This window comes from Chloroflexota bacterium (assembly GCA_014360805.1).
Classification (GTDB): Bacteria; Chloroflexota; Anaerolineae; order DTLA01; family DTLA01; genus DTLA01.
In genome coordinates this window covers 13,693-34,372 of record JACIWU010000032.1, presented here as the reverse complement: position 1 = coordinate 34,372, position 20,680 = coordinate 13,693, and the positions used below count along the sequence as shown (strand labels likewise).

Sequence of the window (20,680 nt, the reverse complement as noted above, 5' to 3'; positions counted from 1 at the left end):
GCTACCCCCAGCCCGCAGGGCTTCGCCCCCTCAGCCCGATGCTTCAGCGTCCGGCGGGCCACGCGCCGTCCCAGAGCGTGAAGGGAGAAGTGGCGCAGTTTGACAATCGTGCCCGCAGATGCTATAATACTATTGCAAACGTGTGCGCCCCTGCCACGCGCGAGTTCGGAGGGTTGCGATGGGTGTCTCCATAAAGGACATTGCCAGAGCCGCCGGCGTATCTCATTCCACCGTCTCCAGAGCACTGGCCGATAGCCCCCTCGTCAAGGAAGAAACGCGCGAGCGCATCAAACAACTGGCCAAGGAGATGGGCTACAGCCCTCACGCCCTCGCCAGGAGCCTGGTAACCCGCCGAACGCAGACCGTCGGCGTCGTCGTTACCACCATCGCCGACCCATTCGTCTCCGAAATCGTGCGCGGTCTGGAGGAAACGGGCCAGAACCACGGCTACACCATCATCCTGTGCAACTCCAACGCCGAACCGCGCCGCGAACTCGCCGCAGTGAAGGCGCTGCGCGAGAAGCGCGTGGACGGCATCATCGTAACCGCCTCGCGCATCGGCGACCTGTACCTGCCGCTCCTGGAGGACTTCGGCGTGCCCATCGTCCTCATCAACAATCAGCAGACCGGCCAGTACGTGTACTCCATCGGGACAGACGACCTGCGCGGCGGGCAGATCGCCACCGAGCACCTCCTGTCGCTGGGCCACACCCGCATCGCCTACATCGCGTCGCCCAACAACGTCAACTCAAGCCAGGCGCGAATGAACGGGTACCGCATGGCCCTGGAGTCTCGCGGTATTGCCCTTGACCCGGCGCTGCTGGCCGACGGCGATGGGAGACCCGCAGCAGCCATGGAGGCAACGGCCCGGCTGATGTCCCAAGGAGCGCACCCCACCGCCATCTTCTGCTACAACGACATGACCGCCATCGGGACCATCCGCGCGCTCAAGCGCATGGGCATACGCGTTCCCGACGATATCTCCGTCGTGGGCTATGACGACATCCCCATCGTGGAGTACCTGGACCCTCCGCTCACGACGATCCGCCAGCGCAAGTACGACATGGGCTGCATGGCGATGGAGATGCTCTTGCGCCTGCTGAACGGCGCCGACGACGTGCAGGACGTTACGATTGAGCCGACCCTGGTGGTGCGCGAGTCCACCGGCGCGCCCAAGTGAACCAGGCACAACCACCCTGGCAAGGAGGCCACCCGTGAGATTTGGCGTCTGCACATGGATATTCGGCGACATGCCCATTGACCGAATCGCCGATACGGTCGCCGGCATGGGCTATGATGGGCTGGAACTGATGGGCGACCTGCAGGCCCATCGTCCGGATGCAATCCGCGCCATCTGCCGCCAAACCGGCCTCGCGGTGCTGTCGCTGACGCCCGAGAACGTGGACTTGGCGCACCCCGACGCGGCCATCCGCCGAAGCGCCCTGGACTACTACCGCCGCCTGATTGACTTCGCGCACGACATCGGCTGCCCCGTCGTGTCCTGCCACGGCGCAGTGGGTCGCGTCCGTGCCATCGCGTCGCAGGCCGAAGAGTACGGCTACCTGTTGGGCGGCGTGGCCGCGCTGGCCCCGCGCGCCGCCGAAGCGGGCGTACGAATTGCCATGGAGGTGCTCAACCGCTACGAAAGCCACCTCCTGAACACTGCGGCGCAGGCGGTGGAATTCGTGCAGGCTGTGGCGCACCCCTCCGTCGGCATCCTGCTGGACGCCTACCACATGAACATTGAGGAGTCGAACCCGGCGCAGGCCATTGACCACGCCGACGGGCGGCTGTTCTTGTTCCACGTGGCCGATTCCAACCGCGCAGGCCTGGGACTGGGGCACACGGACTTCCCCGCGCTGGCCGCCGCGCTCAAGCGCATCGGCTACGCCGGCGACATCATCGTGGAGTGCACCGCTTCCGGCCCCGACCCGTTCACGCCGGTCAAGGGCGAAGGCTGGCGGGAGCAACTCGGCGAGTATTTGCGACGCTCGCGCGAGTACCTGCAGCAACACTTTGCGTAACCCATACATCCTTTGGAGGCTCGTATGCTTCTGGGCTTCAACGGCGCTACGACGATGAAAGCAACGCTGGAAGGAGACATCGCCGCGGCCAGCAGCGCGGGGTTCAAGGTGCTGGAAATCTGGGCCGGCAAGATGAACCACTACCTGCAAAGCCACACGCCCGATGACCTGCGCGCGCTGTTCGCGGCCAACGGGATACAGCCCGTCAGCATCAACTCCATTGAGCACATCACGTTCAAGGGCGACGGGTTTCGGGAGATTCGCGAGCAGTGCCGCCGCTACAGCGAAATCGCGGAGGCCATCGGCTGCGACAAGATCGTGGTCGTGCCAAGCCCCACGCCCCCTGGCGCCACGTGGGACGACATCAAGCGCGAGTCCGTCCGCGTCCTGGGCGACCTGGCGCAGATTGCCGCGGCGCACAACATCAAACTCGCCTACGAGTTCCTGGGCCAGGCCGATTGTTCCGTCTCCACGCTCGCCCAGTGCTGGGAAATCGTCCGCGAGGCCAACCTGCCCAACGTGGGCCTGGTGCTGGACACATTCCACTTCTACGCGGGCGGCTCCACGCTGGACTCCATCCTGCCCGTCGCGCCGGACAAGATTTACATCTTCCACATCAACGACGCCGAGGACAAACCTCGGGCTACGCTGACCGACGCTCACCGCCTGCTGCCCGGGGAGGGCGTGATTCCGCTGCTTGATATCCTGAACAACCTGCGTATAATTGGCTTTGACGGCCTGTGCTCCATAGAACTCTTCAGGCCGGCATACTGGAAGAGGCCCGCCCACGAACTTGCCGCCGACGCTCGCGCCAAGACCGTAGCCCTGCTCACGAGGGCCGGCTTTCGGGTTCAGTGAAACACGCCACCGCATCACCTGGAGGAGACGCCAGAATGACCGTTCGGATCGCCATCATCGGAGCAGGCTACATGGGTCGGGTTCACGCCCAGAACCTGCGCCAGGACGAACGAGTGCAGATTGTCGCCATTGGCGACATCGTCCCCGCCAACGCCGAGAAGGCTGCCGCGGAGTACCAATGCGAAGCCTGCACATCCCTAGACGAGATCTTCGCGCAGAAGCCCGATGCGGTGTACGTTACGACGCCCAACGCACTGCACCTGGAACCCGTCCTGGCGGCGCTGGAGCGAGGAATCCACGTCTTCAGCGAGAAGCCCATGGCCACCGACCTGGGCGAGGCGCGTCAGATTCTGGACACTGTGGAACGCACAGGGCTCATCTATCAGATCGGCTTCAATCGGCGGTTTGCCCCCGTGTACAAATTCGCCAAGGATCGCATCGCGCAGGGATTCGCGCCGCTCTCCGCGAACGTCAAGATGAATCGCGGCGAGTTGCTCACCCCGCCCTGGGTCGGCAACACGGCCCTCACCGGCGGCTTCCTGTACGAATCCACCATCCACCTGCTGGACATGATCCGCTGGCTGATGGGCGAAGTGGTAGAGGTGTACTGCCGCGCCGAGGCCAATGTGTACAAGGAACTGGACGACTTCTCGGCCATCCTGACCTTTGAGAACGGGCACTACGCCGTATTCTCGTCGTGCGCGCATAGTTCCTGGGCCTTCCCGTTTGAGCGGATAGAACTCTATGGCGAGCATTCGTCCATCGTAACCGAGGAGATGGAAAAGGTAACCTACAGCCCCGGGCTGAATCAGCAGATCATCACCCATGACTGCTTCCAACTGTCCACTGCCGAAAAGTGGGGCTACGTGGAGGAAGACAAGCTCTTTGTAGACGCCGTCATGGGAGAAGGTTTCCCGCCAGTGAAAGCCCTGGATGGCTATCGGGCGGTAGAACTGGCCGAGGCGGTGTATCGCAGCGCCAGGTCGGGAAAGCCCGTTCGCCTGCCGCTGGAAGCCTGACGGGGCGCCGAAAGGAGGTGATAAACCGAAGACAAGGATAGGGTATCGCTAGGGGAGTCCGTATCGGCGTAACCATTCGCAAGCAAAGCATGAAAGGGGAGGAGAGCCATGCGTAAGACACTGTTTGCGGTCGTAACCCTGTTGCTGGTCGCTGCGGCCGTGCTTCCGGCCTGCGGACCGACGCCCACGCCGGTGGTCGTCAAGGAGACCGTCCCGGTACCCGTCAAGGAAACGGTCATCGTACCCGTAACCGCGACGCCGCCGCCACCGCTGCCCACCGAAATCACCGTCGTGGATACCAACTCCGGCGCCAACTTCCAGTTGTACTGGAAGACCCGAATCCTCCCGGCCGTCCAGGAGCAACTGGGCATCAAGATAAACTACGTGGTCTCCAAGAGCGCTGAGGTCGCCGAGCGCATGAAGGCCTGGGAGCCGGGCAAGGGCGACATCCACCTGCTGTTCATGAAGCCGGATGACCTGGCCAACCTCATCAAGAGTAACATCCCGCTGGTGAAGTTGTACCCCGACCGGCTGGACGTGATCCCGAACCTGGCCAAGTGCCCGGAGGAGTACTTGAAGACGGCGCAGGGCGTGGACATCCAGGGAACCGGCGCGCTCTACTGGCGCAGCCAGTACACCCTCATCTACAACACCGAATACGTGAAGGATCCGCCCAAGTCGTGGAAGGAATTCTACGAGCGCCGCGCCGAGTGGAAGGGCCACATCGGCTGGATGCGCCCCGACTCCAAGTCCGGCTCGGGCCGCAGCCTGCCCTACGCCTTCGTCAACGCCTTCGTGCCGCTGACGAACCCCGATGGCACCCCCATCCCGCTGGCAGAACTGGAGAAGAAGCCGGAGTACCAGGACGCCATCGCCAAGTTGAAAGACTTCATCACCTACTGCAAGATCGCCAATGAGCCAACCAACATGTTTGAGGACTTCAACGCCGGCGACACCTGGATCGCGTGCTACGCCATGGACTACTCGCTGTGGTCCATTAGCCAAGGCACCATGCCACCCACCATCGCGGCCGGCTCGCTCAGCGACGGCATGCCCGCCGGCTCCGACGGCTATCTGGCCATCCCGGACAACATCCCCGACGCCTACAAGACGGTGGCCATGAAGGTCATCAACTACCTGCTGTCGGACGACCAGCAGATCCGCCTCATCACGGAGATGTGGCAGTACACCGGCACCGCTATTGAGGACAAGATCCCCGATGTCGTGTGGCGCAAGATCCCGAAGTGGGGCGAGATTGAGAAGGTGCGCGTGCGGCTGAACAACAAAGAGTTCACCGACTGGGTCAAGGAAAAGGGCCCTGAGGTACTCCTGCCCAAATAGCGGGTGAGTTCCCGTGAGGTCTGGGCGTCCCGCGTGGACGCCCAGACCGTTCTCGGGCGTGTCGCGACCGCATCCAAATCAAGGAGGCACCGAGGATCATGGCTTCTTTCTTAAAGAAGCACCGTTACGGATTAATGAGCCTGCTGATGCTCCTGCCGGGCTTTGCCAGTTTCTTCGGCCTGTTCTTCTACCCGATGTTGGTAACCGTCGTCCGCAGTTTCCGCCCCGAAGGGCTCACCACGGGCTGGACGATTCAGCACTACACGAGTTTTCTGGGACAGGCTTCTTCGCGCCAGGTGATCGTGCTGACGTTCTTCCTGGCCATCGCGTGCACCGTGCTGTCCATTCTGCTGTCCGTGCCGCTGACGCTGCTCCTGCGCCAGAAACTCGCGGGGCATCGGCTGTTCCGCCTGACCATCCTGGTTCCCATCACAGTCCCCGGACTGGTGGGCGCATTGGGACTGCTGCTGTTCTACGGCAGCCGCGGCTGGCTCAACCTTTTTCTAATGCAGGGCCTGCACGTGGTGGATCAGCCCGTCAAGATCAACTACACGCTCACGGGATTGGTCATCTTCTACGTGTGGCATTATTTCTCGTACACGGCCGTTACTACGCTGTCCACGCTGGAGGGGCTTGACCCCGCGTTTGAGGAGGCGGCCCGGGTGGCCGGAGCCAGTCCCTGGCAGGTGCTCCGCCACATCGTGATTCCCCTCATCATGCCGGGCATCCTCGCGGGCTCGGTGCTGACGTTCATGGCGGCCTTCGGCGCGTTCAGCATCCCGCTCATCACCGGCGGCAGTTACCGCCCGCTGGCCGTGCAGATTTACAAGCAGATTGAGGTATTCACGCCGGCGCGGTGGGAAGCCGCCAGCGCCATGGCCGTTGTCATGGCACTGCTCCAACTGGCGTTTCTCACCCTCTACATGCGCGTGCTAAGGAGACCGACGGCATCATGAGAATCCTGCGCCAATACCTGAAAGCCTTGCTCAACGCCAAGAAACTGCTGGCCTATACGTTCTTACTGTGCTTCTTTCTCTGGGTTACCACGCCCTTCCTGATGATCCTGCTGAAATCCGTGGGGCGCAACTGGTTCGGCAAACTGTGGTTCCCGCCGGAGTTGACGCTGGACTGGTACACCTGGGCCATCACCGTAACCAACATCCCAGAGGTGCTGCGGAATACGCTGGTCATTGCAGGCATCGCCGTGGGCATCTCCACGATGATCGCTATCCCCACGGGCTGGGCGCTGGGCCGGCGGAGAATCCCGGGCAAAGAGGCCATTATGTCAACCATTCTCCTGCCCCGAATGATCCCGCCCATCGCCTATGCTCTGGGCGTGGCCCAGATTTTCTATCGCCTGCACCTGATCGACACCCACCTGGGCGTCGCCATCGCCCACGTGGCCATCTGCGCGCCCTATGCTATCCTGGTGCTCTCGTCCACGTTTGAGGGCTTGGACGAGCGCGTGCTGGAAGCGGCCAGCGTGTGCGGTGCCAACAACCTGCGCACGTTCTTCCATATCACGCTCCCGCTGGTCATGCCCGGCATCCTGTCGTCCATCATCTTCACCTTCACGACCTCGTACAACGAGTTCACGCTGACCCTGATGACCTACGGCCCGAAGACCATCACCCTGCCCGTGCGCACCTACCTGGCCGTCGGCGAGGGCTACTGGGAAGTAACCAGCGCCCTCTCCATGATCCTGATCATCCCCTCGCTCTTCGTGCTGTTCATGATTCAGCGCCAGGTGCAGCCGGAAAAACTGGTGGGCGGCTTCAAGGGCGTGTAAGATTCAAAGATACCCACATCGGAGGTCCTCATGTCCAACTGGATGATTGAGTTGGTGGATGTAACCAAACGCTATGGCAACATCGTCGCCAATGACCATGTAACCCTTCGCATCCGGCGGGGCGAATTGATGACGCTGCTCGGCCCCAGCGGATGCGGCAAGACGACCGCCCTCCGCTGCATCACCGGCCAGAACATTCCCGACGAGGGCCGCGTGTTCATTGACGGCAAGGACGTTACGGACGTGCCAACCCACCGTCGGGAACTCGGCATGGTGTTCCAGAACTTCGCGCTATTCCCGCACATGACGGTGTTTGAGAACGTGGAATTCCCCCTCATGATTCGGGGCATGAACAAGGCCGAGCGCGCGGCCATGGTGAAAGACGCACTCAAACTGGTGCGGCTGGAAGGATACGAGAAGCATTACCCCCGGCAACTCTCCGGCGGCCAGCAGCAGCGGGTGGGCCTGGCGCGGGCGTTGGTGTACCGCCCCAAAGTCCTGCTCCTGGACGAGCCGCTCTCCAACCTGGACGCCAAACTGCGCGAAGAGATGCGGTTTGAGATCAAAGACCTGCAGAAGCGCCTGGGGATTACCGCGGTGTACGTTACCCACGACCAGGAAGAGGCCCTGGCGCTGTCGGATCGGGTGGCTGTGATGAACAAGGGGTGCGTGCAACAGGTGGGCACGCCGGCGGAAATCTACGACCACCCCGCCACCAAGTTCGTGGCCGACTTCATCGGCCTCTCCGACTTCATCCCCGCGAAGGTCGTCGCGGTGGAGAGCGAGCGCGTCGTGCTGGACGTTCAGGGCGAACACATCGCCGTCCCGCCCGTGGAATCGGTGCACGTGGGGCTAGACGTGCTCCTGTTCATCCGCCCCAACGATGTCCGCCTGCGCATCGCCGAGGGCGACAAAGGCCCCAACGAGGTTGCCGGCCTCATCGCCAAGAGCACCTACCTGGGCGACAAGTTTGACTACCGCGTAGACGTCCGGGGCGTGGAAATCCGCGTGCAGACGCACGGCGCGGAGCGGTTTGAAAACGGCCAGGCCGTGTACGTGCACCTCCCCTACGAGCGATGCCGCATTATCCTGGAAAGCCTCATCTGCGCCGTGAGGTAGCGTATGCCACAGCCCCAATTTGATATCCTCTTCGTCGGCGACTTCGCCAAAGATGTCCTCGTTCACGGCCAGGAGCGCGTGGTCGCTTCGGGCGGCTCGGTGTACTACGGCGCGATCGCCGTGGCGCGGCTCGGCATCCGCACCGGCGTCATCACGCGATTGCACCCGTCGGACTTCGGCCTCCTGGATGAACTCAAGGCGGAAGGCATCGCCGTGTACGCCCAGCCGGCGCCCCAGACCTCGGGCATTGAGAACATCTACAACACCGCCGACATGGACAGGCGCATCTGCCATCCCATCGGCCACGCCAGTCTCTTTGACCTGGACGACCTCCCCCGCTGGAACGGCCAGTACGTGTTCATCGGCCCCATCATGGCCGGCATTGTATCCCTGGATTTGGTGAAACGATTTGCCCGCAAGGCGAAAATCGCGCTGGACATCCAGGGGTTCGTGCGCGTCCCGCGCGGCAACGACCTGCCCACCGAAGAGTGGCCGGAGCGGCGCAAGGGGCTGGCGCTCGTCCACACGCTGAAGTTGGACCAGGCCGAAGCCGAGGCGCTGACGGGCGAGACCGACCCGCTCGCCGCGCTCCCGCTCGTCGCCGCCTACGGGCCGAAGGAAATCGTCCTCACGCACGCTTCGGGCGTTACCGTGTGGGCCGAGGGGAAGGTGTACCAGTCGCCGTTCGTCGCCGAGAACCTGAGCGGGCGCACCGGGCGCGGCGATACGTGCATCTCCACGTACCTGGCCCGCCGCCTGACGCGCGAGCCGGACGAAGCCTGCCGCTTCGCTGCCGCCGCCACATCGCTGAAACTGTCGCAGCCCGGCCCGCTCCGCCGTTCGCTGGCGGAAATCGCGGCGCTTGCCGAGACGCTGCCGGTGAGGGCGTTGCGGTAATCCAATTCCTGGATGAGCGATGACTAGAAAGGCTCAATCGGAGCCTCAATTCGCGCTCTGCATCCGCAACGAAGGCGCTGAAGACCTGGAGTTGCGCAAAGTGTACCAACTCCTTGAGGATGAGTCTGCGGCCAAAGACGGCTATGTAAGGGTCATTGACGAATCCGGTGAGGATTACCTGTACCCAGTGGACTACTTCGTCCGTCTGGAGTTGCCGCAGGAGGCCGTGGCCGCACTGGCCCTGACGGCGTGAATCCGCGACTTGGAGCCCCGAAGGGGCTTCGCTCTCCCTCACCGCGGGGGTTTAGCCCCGCCGCGCCCGACGCTGAAGCATCGGGCTAGACGCGCAAAGCCCTGCGAGGGCCGGTTTGCTGCAGGGGCGACCCGTGGGTCACCCCTGCCATTTCTTCCGCCGCGGGAGAGGGAACGCCCCGCGTGCGGACGTGCTTTTCGTGGCTTTCGTGTGCTTTCGTCTCCTTCGCGATCCAAATGCCCCTCACCGCGGGGGTCTAGCCCCGCGCCAACCCCGCTACCCATACGCCTCAAAGTGGCGGACGAAATGCTGCTCCAGAGCGTGGTAGTACGTCTCCTCGTGCGCCAGCAACATCGCCACCAGCCGGTCGCGGAAGCGGTATTCGCCCCCCTCCCTGTGAGTCATCACCGAGCCGAAGGTAACATGGAGCACCTGGCGCGCGTCGGGCTGCTCCAGCAGGCCCGGCAACTGCCCGTCCGCGAGCGCGTCGGGGTCGGGCACGTTGCGCAGCGCAGGCGACATGGCGTAGGTGGCCCGGTCGTGCTCAAAGCGCCCCTTCGCAAACCCCAAGATTTCGCGGAACAGGTCGGGGGCCTTGTGCGCCGCCACCCGCAGGGCCTCCAGATAACTGGTGCCGGCGGTTTTCACGTGCAGGAGCCCCTCCGTGTGGCGCGCCGCGATGCCGTAGATGCTGAACTTGTCCGAGCCGGAGTGGATGCTGATCTTGTAGGGGCCCACGCGACGGGCAATGGCCGCGTGCGCCGCGAAGGACCTCTCAAACTCCTTGAGGTCGCCGATGTAATCAATCCCCTTCTGGAAACTGCCGACGAACCGAGGGGCCAGACTCACCCACTCCACGCCCAGGCGCTGAAGTTCCTGCGCGATGAAGAAATGCTCTTCGGGCGTCGTCGGGGCCTCGGTCTCGTCCACCGACATCTCCAGTTCAAAGGGGCGCGGCGACATGCAATCGCGCACGTGCTCGTACAGCGATGCCGTGTGGGCGATCGCCCGCCCGTACTTGACGACCGCGCGCGCCAGCCGCTCGTCGTCAAACTCCACCACGACGCCCGCCTCTATGCGCCAGGACTTGCCCGAGTAGCGCCCCTCCAGCGCGCGCCACGACGTGCGTAGAGCGCCCCACGGCGCCCGCTCCAGCCTTTCCCGCAGCGCGGGGACGTCCGCCACGTCGGCCTGATTGTCCACGTGATCGCCCGGATCCACGGTGAACATGGTGTACCCTGCCGCCGCGCAAGCCGCCACATCCTCGGGCGTCTTCAGATGATCCGCGTCGGCTCCGAAATCCCTATCCCAGCCCGCCTGGAACACGCCCCAGATGGCGTCGTCCATCACCCCTTGCGGCGTGCGCTCGGTGCGGGCCATCTCGCGGATGGACTGCTGCGCGAAGAACGGCACCAGGCCGCTCCGCCGCGCCGCGCGCACGTGCCCGGGCGTCGCCACGCCGATGCGGTCGCCGAACCCGAACGAGCCGCGCAGCCCCGCCACGCGCGGCGACAGGAAGGGCAGATGCCGCCGCAAGACCTTCAGGTTGTCGTGAGAAAGGGGGGCCGTGGTCAGATACAGCACGTGCCCGCCCCAGTCAATCGGATGGATGTCCCCCGCCATCTCCCGCCCCGGCTCCGTGCGCAGCCAGGCCAGCCGCTTGCCTCCGCCGCCGCGCCACAGGAAGAACAGGCCGTCTGGCGAGGCCGCGATGGCCTGCGCGTACACGTCGCCCCCGACGAGAAGGCCTAGCCTTTCCGCCAGGCCGGCGCGGTAGTCCTCCTGCACGTAGCCTACCGCGGGCGCCTTGAGCAGCCGAACCAGCAACTCCTCCATGTTCACCTCCCCGCCCTACAGCCCCCAGGAGCGCATCGCCTTGATGGCCTCGGCGGCGCAGGTGTCCCCATCGGGCACGGGCATCGCCTCCACCGAGATGTAGCCGTCGTACCCCACCTCGCGCAGCGTCGCCACGATGGCCGGGAAATCCAGGTGGCCCGCCCCCGGATACCAGCGGTTGGAGTCGGCCACGTGGAAATGGAACAGTCGGGGCGCAACCGCGCGGATGCTCCTGTGGATGTCGGGCTCCTCAATGTTCATGTGGAACGTATCCAGGAGCAGGCCGAGATTGGGCATCCCGACTTGCTCCAGCAGGGCCAGGCCGTCGGCGGCGGTATTCACAAGCGTGGTCTCGTAGCGGTTGATCGGCTCCACCGCAATCCTCACGCCCGCCGCCAGCGCCGCCCCCGCGCACTCGCGCAGAGCCTCGGTCATCCAGGCCCACGCCTGCGCGTGCGCCACGCCCGGCCTCACGATGCCCCGCAGCAGGCCGATGATGATGACCGCGCCGAACTTGGCCGCCACCGGCACGTGGCTCTTCACCCGCTCCACGGCAGCGCGCCGCACGACGGGGTTCGGATCCGTGAACGATAGCCCCTCCTCGCCCCATGCCTGGCCCGTGCCGATGGCAGGCACTTCCAGGCCGTACTTGCGAATCAGGTCGGCGAGGGCCTCCGCGTCCACGGCGCGCGGGTCGCGGATGGCCAGTTCGGCGCCATCATAGCCCAGAGACGCGATGCGCGCCAGGTTGGCCTCCAGATCGCCCTTGAATGCGACCGCGTTGAATTGCGCCGCGTGGGTGGAAACGACGATGGCTTTCTTCATAGCCCTCCTCGCGGATGCGCGCCCTGCGACAAAAGGCGAGGCCGGCGATTGCCGGCCTCGTGTTGCCGGGTCGCTAGGCTGGCGGATAGGCCAGCGCGTAGATGCTGCAACCGCCTTCGGCCAGCGGGCCTTTGATGGCGGCTTCAATCTCGTCGCGCCGCCGCTGGGTGATCTGGTCAATCGGCGGCAGCACCCCTGCGGGGAATCGCTCCATGATGTCGTTCACCAACTCCACCATGTAGTCCAGCAGCGCCTCCACGCCGGGCTTGGCCTTGTTCGGGTCGGCCAGGCTGGCCTTGCCCACCACGCCGGGCTTGTAGGCCGCCACCTCAATCGGCCCCAGCCCCACCTGCCCGTACCAGGCGATGGGCCTGTGGAGCAGGTTGCCGGCCTTGTCCACGTGCTTGGCCATCTTGTCGCCCAGGAAACTCGTGGGCTGCGTGTCCACCACGGCGCTCATGTCCATCAACTCGGGGAACAGCACCAGCGACCAAGAAGTTTCCACTTCGTCCGCATGGATGAAGTTGGTCTCGTAGGGGCCACCCTCGGCCTTCGTCTTGAAGTGATCGGGGATCGCGTGGTACCAGTTCAGGTTGACGAACACGCCGGGCACCTGGTACGTCTTGGCGAACTGGTGAATGGCGGTGGGGATGACGTATTCCTGGCCGTGGCCGTTGAGCAGAATCTGCTTGCGGAAGCCCATGTTCCACAGCCCGGCCATCACCGCCTTCAGTTGCCCCACGAAGATCTCCTCGGGGACGATGATGGTTCCGGGCATGCCCATGTGATGATACGGATGCGAGCCGTACCAGATCGGCTGGGCCACGGTGCAGCCCGTGCGAAGGGCGACGGCCTCGGCCATGCGGGTAACCAGGAACGTGTCCTCGCCCAGGCAGGCGTGCGGGCCGTGCGCCTCGGTGGAGCCGACGGGAACGATGATGAGGTCGTTCTTCTTCAGGCGCTCCTCAATCTGCTTCCAGGTCATATTCTGCAAATAGACTTGCGTGGGCAAATCCATGTGCCCGCCCTTGGGGGGCAGTTCCCATTTTTGCGTGCTCATTTCCGATCTCCTTGCTCTGTGAGTTTTTCCGACTACGGCGTAACCACCACTTTGATGCCCTCGCCCGCGCGCAGAGCGGCAATGCCATCCAGGATGCGCGCCAGGGGCAGGGTGTGCGTCGTCAGCGCCGACGGCTTCACCACGCCGCTCTCCAGCATGCGAATCGCCTTGGGGAACGTGTTGATGCCGATGTATGTGCCCATGACAGTCAGTTCCTTGCGCGTGATGTCAAACTGGTGCACCTGCGGGTAAGCCTGCTGGTTCATGCCGAACAGCACGATCTTGCCGCCCACCGCTGCCTGCTCTATCGCCTGGGGCAGCAGCGAACCGACCGCATCCACGACCACGTCCACCCCGCGCCCGTCCGTCGCCTCGCGGGTAACGGCGACGGGGTCCTGCTCCTTGACGTTCACCACCACATCGGCGCCCAGTTTTCGCGCGTGGTCCAGGCGATAGGGCGCGATGTCGGTCATGATGATCTTGCCCGCGCCCGCCGCCTTGAACACCAACTCAAACATGAGGCCCACCGGTCCCGCGCCCAGGATGGCGACCGTTTCCCCCGGCTGCAAGCGCACCTTCTCCGTGCCCCCGACGACGCACGAGAGGAGTTCTACGTACACCGCCTCCTGCGGGGGCAAAGTCGGCGCCACCTTGAACAGCGCTCGCTCCGGCGCGACGTTGTAACGGGCGAATCCGCCGTTCAGGTAGATTCCCAGGGTTGTGAAGTGCTCGCACTGATTGGGCCGCCCGCTGGTGCACGGCCCGCAGATTCCGCAGTACAGGTTGGGGGCCACCACCACGCGGTCGCCCGGCTGCACCGTGGAGACCGCGCTGCCCGTCTCCAGCACCCGCCCCACATACTCGTGTCCCAGGATGGCGCCGGGCGTCGCGGGATGTCCGGGCGGCACCTCCAGGATGTGCAAGTCGGTGCCGCAGACCCCTGCCGCTTCCACCTCCAGCAGCACGTCGTCGGGATTCGCTACCTTCGGCACAGGAACTTCCCGCAGGCTGAGTTTGCCCTGGCCTTCAAACACGGCGGCCAACATGGTCTTTTCCATACGATTCGCACCTCCTTCAGATGCGCAGAACCAGACCGTCCTGCGCCACAGTGATTGGGCCCGAATAGACCTTCGCCGCGACAGCCGCCACATCCACGCGGTCGCACGGCGGATAGAAATGGGTGAGAACGAGATGCCCGACCCGCGCCTCCTCGGCTAGCGTGCCGGCGCTGGTCGGCGTGAGATGATACGGTTCGGCCGACTCGTCGGGGAACGAGCATTCGGCAATGAGCAAGTCGGCCTCGCGGGCGAACGAGACGAGGTGGTGCCCTGGGCTGGCGTCGCCCGTGTACACAACCGTCTTGCCCTCCGCGTGCAAGCGGAACGCCAGCGATTCCGGCGTGTGGTCCGACGGCGCGGCGTCAACCGTCCAGCCGGGGCCCGCGAACTGTCCGCGTGTTATGTCCACTTCGCGGAGTTCGTACAGAGACGGCCGCGCCCATGGGTTCAAATCCACCATCGCGCGCATCCAGCCCAGATACGCCGACGACGCGATCACATGCAGCGGCCGCGTCCGGCGCATCAGGGCGAAGGCCTGGAGCATGGGAATCAGGTCGGCGCAGTGGTCCGAATGCGAATGCGTGAACAGCACGTACTCCAATGCGCCCACATCCACGCCCGCCCGCAGCAGCCGGTGCAGCGTGCCCGAGCCTGCGTCACACAGCAGCGGGCACTCGCCCACGCGCACCAGCAGGCCAGGCGGAACGCGGCGCGGGTTTGGATACCCCGTCCCCGACCCCAGCACGATGATCTCCATGCAGCCCCTCACCGAAAAGAACGAGACTGGGCGGCCCCGCCGGAACCGCCCAGAGCCTCGCTAGATGCGCACCATGACCTTGCCGTCCTGGCGGCTCGTGGACTGCCGAATGGCGTCCACAACGTTCGCCAGGTCGTAGCGGGCCGTGATAATCTGCGTCATGTCTATCAGCCCCGACGCCATCAATCGGATGACGTTCGGGAACGTGCCGTTGCCCGAATGCCCTTGCGCGCCGAAGACCTGGGCGTGGTGAGTCTGGAAATGCTCCAGGTACATCGGGACTCGCTCGGCGGCGCGCCCAATCTGGACGATACGGGCATTCACCGCCATAGACGCTTCCATCTCCGGGACGGTCTTGGAGGGAGCGCCGGCCGCTTCCACGTGCATGTCGGCCCCCTCGCCGCCCGTGAGTTCCATCACTACCTCGCTCGGCTTGACCGCCCGCGGGTCGTACACGTAGTCGGCGCCAACTTTCTTGGCCAGTTCGCGGCGGGCCTCCGAGACCTCAAAGGCGATGACCTTCGCCGCGCCTGCCGCCTTGCAGAGGGCAATGGAAGCCAGGCCGATAGGCCCCGCGCCGTACACCGCCACATAGGCCCCAGGCTTGAACCCGCCCGCCCGCGCGAAGATGCCATTGTACGCCACCGAGGTAGGCTCCACCAGCGCCCCGGCTTCAAAGATCTTGTCGTCATCGTACCGCTCGCGCAGAGCGTTCAGTTTCCAGCAGTACTTCGCCCCAACCGCGATGTACTCGGCGAACGCCCCGTCAATGGTGAACCCGATCTCCTCCAGATTCTTGCACTGGTTGGGATAGCCATCCCGGCACGGTCGGCAGTGCCCGCACCAGATCATCTCCTCGGCGGTAACGAAATCGCCCTTGACGAGGTCCTTGACGGCGCTGCCCACTTCCACAATCTCGCCCGAGAACTCGTGGCCGAGGATGCTGGGAAACTTGGTCAGGCCCGGATACAGGATATAGTTGTCCGCGTCGGTCTCGTAGAAATGCATGTCGGACCCGCACACGCCGCACGCCCGCACGCGGATGAGCACCTGGTCGGGCGCGATCTCGGGCTTCGGGACTTCCTTGACGGCGAGTTTCGGGTTGCGCCACACGGCGTTACCGGTGATCGCCTTCCCTGTTGCCTTCTCAAACTCGGAGAGCGGATACCCTGGCCGGGGTTGCCAATCTGCAGTAAGCACGAGTCCCTTCATCTTGAACCATCCTCCTTGTTGGTTTGGAATCTAGCACGGACGGGACTACGCAACGCTCACGCGCGCTGCACACGTTTGCATTGACAGTATAGCACGGGCCTGCCCATTTGTCAAGAAAATCACTTGCCCAACGAAAACAGGCGAGGATGCGATCTCCTCGCCTGTTGAACCGGCCTAGCCTGTCGTGGGGGCTAATCGGCCCTGGCCCCTCCGACTGCCGCCAGCATCTCGGCGACCGCCAACAGCAGCGCCAGCCCCACCAGAAGCGCGCGCCCCAGTCCGCCCACCGGGCGATACGGCTCAAACCGCTGGGCGAGCAACAACGCCGCCCCAACCTGCGCCATGCCGAAAACCGCCGTGAGCGCCAAAGTCCGGAGAGATGTCGTGCGCCACGTTCTCATGGAAGACCTCCATCGCCGTATCTACCACCATAAACGCCGCACAACGGCTTGGAGTTCCGCCCCCGGCGCAGGAGTTCACAAACTTTTCACCGCTGGGGAACCCGGCGCAGGAAAAAGCGCCCTTTCGGGCGCTGTGGAAACGCTTGGCTACTTGTTGGCCCGTCCCTTGGACGGAATGACGGGCTTGATTCCCATGTAGATTTGCTTGCCGGCGAGCGTCGCCAGGATGGCCTCCGGCGTCCTTCTGCCGATGATCTTGTGGAGTTCCACCGGCGTGAGCGGCGTGTTGTCGTTGGCCAGGAAGATGCGGAAGGCCGCTTCGGCCAGGGGCGTGTACTCGGTGATGTAGGTCGGCTTCTGGCTGCAACAGGTGCGCAGGCTGTGCCACAAGCCGTCCACGCGGGTGATCTCCGCCGTGTCCGGGTCAATCCAATCTATCTCCCCCACGGACCCCAGCGGCGGATATTTCTGCCGGCAGTCGTCGCACAGGCGACTGTGCAGGACAACCCGGAAGTTGGAGCCCTTCTCAGTCCACCAATCAAAATCTATGTGGAACTTGGTTTCAAGCGTAGGCTTCACCCAAGGGGTCATGCTACCGCTCCCTAGCGCATACGGATTTTGGTCGGATCAAGGGCCCAGTAGCCATTGCCCTCGTCCACAAAACACGGGTTGACCGACAATTCATAGAAGATCGGCCCCGGCGGGCAGCGGCGGATGAGGTTGAACGCCGCGTACACGGTCTTCGCATGCACCCGCGGGCCCAGTTTCGCCAGTTCGGGGAACAGTTCCAACAAGATGTCCAGCACCGGCCGCCCCCGCTCCTGCTCCGCGATCCACAGTTCATTCAGGGCCGGCGACTCCTCTTCGGCCACCAGCATAGCCTCGTCGTACTCGCAACTGATGGGGTACTTCGTCATCTGGAATGTCAGTTTGCCGGCGTCGGCGCGGGCCACCCTGACCCATTCTCGCCTCATGCGGCGCGGCTCAAAGTCCACAATGATCTCCGAAGGGCTACCGGTCTTCTGCAGCCAGATGAGCGCGCCTGCCGGAATCTCGTTCTGCAGGTACCAGTCGCGCAGGCCGAATACGTACCCGCCCGCCGGCACAACCCAGCCGTTCATCGCCTCCCCGTTCTGGCCGTTGACCAGCCGCACAGGCACGATGGCGCCAGGCCCGTCGGGGAAGAACCCCCGCGTGCGCGGCGTCAGCGGCAGCGTGCCCGCCTTTCGGTGCGGCGCAATCAGCACAAACGAGACCTTATCCCCCGGCTTGCGCTTCTCCGCAGGGCCAGCCGAAAGGTCGCTGACCTCGTCGTCAATCTCGCCCTCAACCTGGTGCAAGACCGCGCTGATGTTCTTGCGGTTGAAGGCGATGGGCGTGTACGCCAGCCACACGGGCGTGCTCAGAACCTCGGGCGGGAGGAGTCGCCGCAGATACCAAGCCGGCTCCTTGGCCGTGCCCAGGTTCATGAACCGCTCGTCGGCCCGAAGCGCCACATCCAGCGCAAACCGCCGGACCTCGGCAGGTATCTCCGCAGGTAGGTCCACTTCCTTGAGAATCTCATCCGAACCCACGGGCCGATTGTCGAGTTCAATCATCGCCTCGGCCAGATTCAGGTATCCGATGTGAATATCGGGCATCAGTTCGCGCAGAAACCAATGCCCGTCCAACTGGACGAAGCCGAGTGCGGCGACCTGCGCGAGTTTGTCGGTAATCGCGCTCTCCAGGACCGCCTTATGTTCCTGGTAAATCTGCTTCGGCGACGAGCCTTGGAGGAGTTGCGCAATGTCCACGTTCAACTTGTGGGGAAAATCCAACTCCGACGGGAACTCGCGGACTTTGCCCTCGCCTTCTATCTCAATCTGGATGACCTTGAAGGGCGGGTAGGCCGGATTCACGCCATCCCGAATGCCGGCCACCTTCCCGACAGCGAAATCCAGTGCGGGAAAAACGAGCGTCTGCCCCACGCTGTAGGACTTCTTCGGCTGATACGCCTCTCCGCGGGCAAGCCTCGCCTGGACCGCCTTGGTCTGCATCGCCAGGCGCTGGCCTACCAGCGCGAGCGCCAGGTCCTTCGTCGCGCAGGGTTTGCCCTGCTGGTGGAGCCACTCGTACAGGAACGCGACATCATCATCCGTGATGAGGAAATCTTTCGTCCATTCGGCAGACTGATCCGGTTTCTGGCGAACCAAGATGAACCTCCGTTGCAGATGCTACACGACTCCAAAAGATTATATTCTGATTGTGCAAAATGACAAGTTGCGCTCAATGGCCGCAGTGTATACCTCGCGGTGGAAATTGGTCAGACCGATCAGCGGCAGCATGAAATGCGTAGAGTGTAGGGCAGGTTTCCACACCTGCCCCCTGCTTCCGGCGGCTATGGAAAGCCGCCCTACGCGTTTTGGTGTTGCGCCACCAGCCTATTGCGAGCGTAGGGGCAGGTTTCCATACCTGCCCCCTGCTTCTTTCGGAAGTGCGTCGCACCTGTGCCTATAGCGCGACCGACAAGCTTTGGAACCAAGTCTCAAGGGCATCGTCAAATGGGTGGGAAGGTTTGCTACCCCGCACCGCCTGTAGTATACTTTCGCGCGATCAGCCACAGTCTCGCAGATATAGGCTCGGAGTCCGGTGTATGCTGCAAAGGGCTTCTTTCCGCTACACGCTGGCGCTGTATGTTCTGGACATGGTCGCCACATTTGGCTCCCTGTATGCGGCCCTGCTGGCACGGCGCGCGTGGCCTCTGGGAAAACCCTTTCTGGAGCAGTACGGCGGCCTCGGCCCCGCCATTTTCGCCATCGCGTTTGTCGCGTGGACCCTGGCCTTCATGGTTTCGGGAGCCTACGACCCACGCCGCATCCTGCGCGCCGAGCGGGAGATCACGCGCGTGCTGGGCGCCGTCGCCATCGCATCCCTCCTCTTCGCCGGCGCTCTTTACTTCTCATACCGGTCTGTGTCTCGCCTACTTGTGGTCTATTTCATCCTGCTGGACTCCCTCGCGCTAATCACCATCCGGCTGCTGCTCCGCATCGTATGGCGGAACTTCGGCGTGCGACGGCTTCCCGCGTCGCGGATCCTCATCATTGGGGCGGGCGCCCTGGGCCAGGATATCGCCAACTCGTTCCTCCAGCACCAGTGGATGGGGCTGGAAACCGTGGGCTTCCTGGACGATGACCCGGCCAAGCAGGGCGAACGCATCGGCGGCGTGCGGGTGCTGGGCACCCTTCCGGACGCGCCCAGGGTCGTCGCCGAGAATCGCATCACGGACGTGGTGTTCGCGCTGCCGCTGCGCGCGCACCGAGAGATGGCCAACCTCGTCGCGCGTTTGGAGGAACTCCCCGTCAACATCAAGGTGGCGCCCGACCTGGGGCCGCTGGTCTTCTACCGCACCACGGTGGAAACCTTCGGCGACATCCCTCTCATCGGACTCAAGGAGCCGGTCATCCGCCCCCATCAGCGCGTGCTGAAGCGCATGATGGACATCGGCATCTCGGCGGTGGCGCTTGTGGTCTCGGCCCCGATATGGCCGGCCATCGCGCTGGCGATCAAACTGGATTCGCCGGGGCCGGTCATTTTCCGCCAGCAGCGCGTGGGCGAGGGCGGCAAACTGTTCACCATGTACAAGTTTCGCACCATGCACGTCGGCGCAGAGAAGATGGAACCAGACCTGGTAGAGGCTGCCATTTCCGCGGGCCCTCGGCACTTCAAATCGCCCGATGACCCTCGCGTAACGCGCGTGGGACGATTCCTGCGGCGCACGAGCCTGGACGAGTTGCCGCAGTTGTGGAACGTGCTGAAGGGCGACATGAGCCTGGTGGGCCCCAGGCCGGAACTGCCCGCCTTCGTGGAGCGCTACGAGCCCTGGCAGCGCAAGCGGTTCGGAGTGCCCCAGGGCCTCACGGGCTGGTGGCAGGTGCACGGCCGCAGCGACAAGCCCATGTACTGGCACACCGAGGATGACCTCTACTACATCCAGAACTACTCCCTCCTGCTGGATCTCAGAATCCTGCTCCTGACGGCGCTGTCCGTGATCCGCGGCAGGGGCGCTTACTAGGCCCGTCCCACCCGTAGGACACCCCCGCGCCGGCATTCACGGCACCTTTACCCCCTCTGGTACCATTTTCCCATTCTCGCCTCCTCCTATACCCCCTATACTGGGCGTAGAGTCCATACTCGGTAGGAGGCTTGGCATCCATGAACCTAGCACCGACAAGGCGCTTGACGCTGCAGCAGC

Annotated in this window: 20 protein-coding genes; 11 read left to right on the top strand and 9 right to left on the bottom strand. The window is 63.9% G+C overall.

What is annotated here, in order from left to right; all coding sequences use genetic code 11:
• The first annotated feature begins 178 nt into the window (after positions 1-178).
• The 10 genes from H5T65_07205 (at position 179) to H5T65_07160 (ending at position 9,300) form a co-directional block, all read left to right on the top strand.
• Positions 179-1,180, top strand: coding sequence for a LacI family DNA-binding transcriptional regulator (locus H5T65_07205; GenBank protein ID MBC7259020.1), 1,002 nt, complete (start codon positions 179-181; stop codon positions 1,178-1,180).
• Positions 1,181-1,214: 34 nt separating this feature from the next.
• A complete protein-coding gene (locus H5T65_07200; protein MBC7259019.1) occupies positions 1,215-2,024 on the top strand; it encodes a sugar phosphate isomerase/epimerase in 810 nt (269 codons plus the stop codon).
• 24 nt (positions 2,025-2,048) lie between these two features.
• Complete coding sequence (locus H5T65_07195) at positions 2,049-2,882, top strand: sugar phosphate isomerase/epimerase (protein MBC7259018.1); 834 nt, start codon at positions 2,049-2,051, stop codon at positions 2,880-2,882.
• 35 nt (positions 2,883-2,917) lie between these two features.
• Entirely contained in the window at positions 2,918-3,901 is a 984-nt protein-coding gene (locus tag H5T65_07190; protein ID MBC7259017.1) for a Gfo/Idh/MocA family oxidoreductase, read from the top strand.
• A 108-nt stretch (positions 3,902-4,009) separates the two neighbouring features.
• Complete coding sequence (locus tag H5T65_07185; protein ID MBC7259016.1) at positions 4,010-5,242, top strand: extracellular solute-binding protein; 1,233 nt, start codon at positions 4,010-4,012, stop codon at positions 5,240-5,242.
• A gap of 98 nt (positions 5,243-5,340) precedes the next feature.
• Positions 5,341-6,198 carry an ABC transporter permease subunit gene (locus tag H5T65_07180; protein ID MBC7259015.1) on the top strand — a complete coding sequence of 286 codons (858 nt, stop codon included), beginning with the start codon at positions 5,341-5,343 and terminating at the stop codon, positions 6,196-6,198.
• Positions 6,195-7,031, top strand: coding sequence for an ABC transporter permease (locus H5T65_07175; GenBank protein MBC7259014.1), 837 nt, complete (start codon positions 6,195-6,197; stop codon positions 7,029-7,031). The genes H5T65_07180 and H5T65_07175 overlap by 4 nt, the downstream gene beginning before the upstream one ends.
• Positions 7,032-7,061: 30 nt before the next feature.
• The gene (locus H5T65_07170; GenBank protein ID MBC7259013.1) at positions 7,062-8,150 is read left to right on the top strand and encodes an ABC transporter ATP-binding protein; all 1,089 of its coding nucleotides are present in this window, start codon (positions 7,062-7,064) and stop codon (positions 8,148-8,150) included.
• Positions 8,151-8,153: 3 nt separating this feature from the next.
• Positions 8,154-9,047 (top strand): hypothetical protein, encoded by an 894-nt coding sequence (locus tag H5T65_07165; protein ID MBC7259012.1) that lies wholly within the window; start codon positions 8,154-8,156, stop codon positions 9,045-9,047.
• 19 nt (positions 9,048-9,066) lie between these two features.
• Positions 9,067-9,300 carry a hypothetical protein gene (locus H5T65_07160; GenBank protein MBC7259011.1) on the top strand — a complete coding sequence of 78 codons (234 nt, stop codon included), beginning with the start codon at positions 9,067-9,069 and terminating at the stop codon, positions 9,298-9,300.
• 276 nt (positions 9,301-9,576) lie between these two features.
• Here H5T65_07160 and H5T65_07155 read toward each other — a convergent pair whose 3' ends face one another.
• The 9 genes from H5T65_07155 to H5T65_07115 all read right to left on the bottom strand — a co-directional run bounded on the left by H5T65_07155 (position 9,577) and on the right by H5T65_07115 (position 18,641).
• Positions 9,577-11,136, bottom strand: a complete 1,560-nt coding sequence (locus H5T65_07155; protein MBC7259010.1) for a hypothetical protein — start codon at positions 11,134-11,136, stop codon at positions 9,577-9,579.
• Between the two features lie 15 nt (positions 11,137-11,151).
• Entirely contained in the window at positions 11,152-11,961 is an 810-nt protein-coding gene (locus H5T65_07150) for a sugar phosphate isomerase/epimerase (GenBank protein ID MBC7259009.1), read from the bottom strand.
• A gap of 73 nt (positions 11,962-12,034) precedes the next feature.
• Positions 12,035-12,979 carry a creatininase family protein gene (locus H5T65_07145; GenBank protein ID MBC7259008.1) on the bottom strand — a complete coding sequence of 315 codons (945 nt, stop codon included), beginning with the start codon at positions 12,977-12,979 and terminating at the stop codon, positions 12,035-12,037.
• A 74-nt stretch (positions 12,980-13,053) separates the two neighbouring features.
• Positions 13,054-14,079 carry an alcohol dehydrogenase catalytic domain-containing protein gene (locus H5T65_07140; protein MBC7259007.1) on the bottom strand — a complete coding sequence of 342 codons (1,026 nt, stop codon included), beginning with the start codon at positions 14,077-14,079 and terminating at the stop codon, positions 13,054-13,056.
• A 16-nt stretch (positions 14,080-14,095) separates the two neighbouring features.
• A complete protein-coding gene (locus H5T65_07135) occupies positions 14,096-14,836 on the bottom strand; it encodes an MBL fold metallo-hydrolase (GenBank protein MBC7259006.1) in 741 nt (246 codons plus the stop codon).
• A 60-nt stretch (positions 14,837-14,896) separates the two neighbouring features.
• Entirely contained in the window at positions 14,897-16,048 is a 1,152-nt protein-coding gene (locus H5T65_07130) for an alcohol dehydrogenase catalytic domain-containing protein (GenBank protein MBC7259005.1), read from the bottom strand.
• 191 nt (positions 16,049-16,239) lie between these two features.
• Positions 16,240-16,449: a hypothetical protein gene (locus H5T65_07125; protein MBC7259004.1), complete on the bottom strand. Its 210-nt coding sequence runs from the start codon at positions 16,447-16,449 to the stop codon at positions 16,240-16,242.
• Between the two features lie 147 nt (positions 16,450-16,596).
• Complete coding sequence (locus H5T65_07120) at positions 16,597-17,040, bottom strand: hypothetical protein (GenBank protein MBC7259003.1); 444 nt, start codon at positions 17,038-17,040, stop codon at positions 16,597-16,599.
• A gap of 11 nt (positions 17,041-17,051) precedes the next feature.
• Positions 17,052-18,641: a hypothetical protein gene (locus tag H5T65_07115; protein MBC7259002.1), complete on the bottom strand. Its 1,590-nt coding sequence runs from the start codon at positions 18,639-18,641 to the stop codon at positions 17,052-17,054.
• Positions 18,642-19,081: 440 nt separating this feature from the next.
• Between H5T65_07115 and H5T65_07110 the strand changes: the two genes are divergently transcribed.
• Positions 19,082-20,500, top strand: coding sequence for a sugar transferase (locus tag H5T65_07110; GenBank protein MBC7259001.1), 1,419 nt, complete (start codon positions 19,082-19,084; stop codon positions 20,498-20,500).
• Positions 20,501-20,680 lie beyond the last annotated feature (180 nt).